This is a genomic window from Geobacillus sp. ZGt-1 (assembly GCF_001026865.1).
GTDB classification, from domain to species: Bacteria; Bacillota; Bacilli; order Bacillales; family Anoxybacillaceae; genus Geobacillus; species Geobacillus thermoleovorans.
Genome location: NZ_LDPD01000023.1, coordinates 239,510 through 240,016, shown reverse-complemented (window position 1 = coordinate 240,016; position 507 = coordinate 239,510). Strand labels below are relative to the sequence as shown.

The 507-nt window shown below is 53.3% G+C and carries 1 pseudogene; it reads left to right on the top strand.

The features are described 5' to 3' along the window. Nucleotides 1-479: pseudogene (locus VU18_RS20030) on the top strand (DUF4277 domain-containing protein); the annotation flags it as partial. Nucleotides 480-507 lie beyond the last annotated feature (28 nt).

Here is a 507-nt window from a genome sequence, read left to right as displayed (position 1 = left end):
CAATGCCAAACCCGAACGAGCGATGCCGTTTAGGCCATCGTCTACAATCTTTGACGGCCGGCAAGCGCTCGTTCACTTGGAACGATGGGCGCATGAGATCGACTTGCCCAAGCTGATCCGTCTTGGACTTCACCCCTCTTGGTTCAATGACGACGCTTTGGCGCGCCATCTGGATCGCCTGTATGAGGCCGACATCCATCACGTCACGTCGGCTTGTCTCGCGCAGATCTACAAGAAGGAAGACCTCCCTCTTTGGGTGTTTCATGCCGATACGACCGATAAGACGGTATATGGTGCGTACGAAACGAACTCGACCGAAGGCTTGCAAATCACCTATGGCTACAATCGGCATCATTATTGGCAAAAACAGATGGGATTCGGGTTGGTCGGCAATCAAGACGGCCTTCCGTTTTACGGAGATGTGCACGACGGCCATCTGCCCGATAAGACATGGAATCCTTCCGTGTTGGCACGGATGAAAGAATAGTTTGAACGCGCGGGAATCGA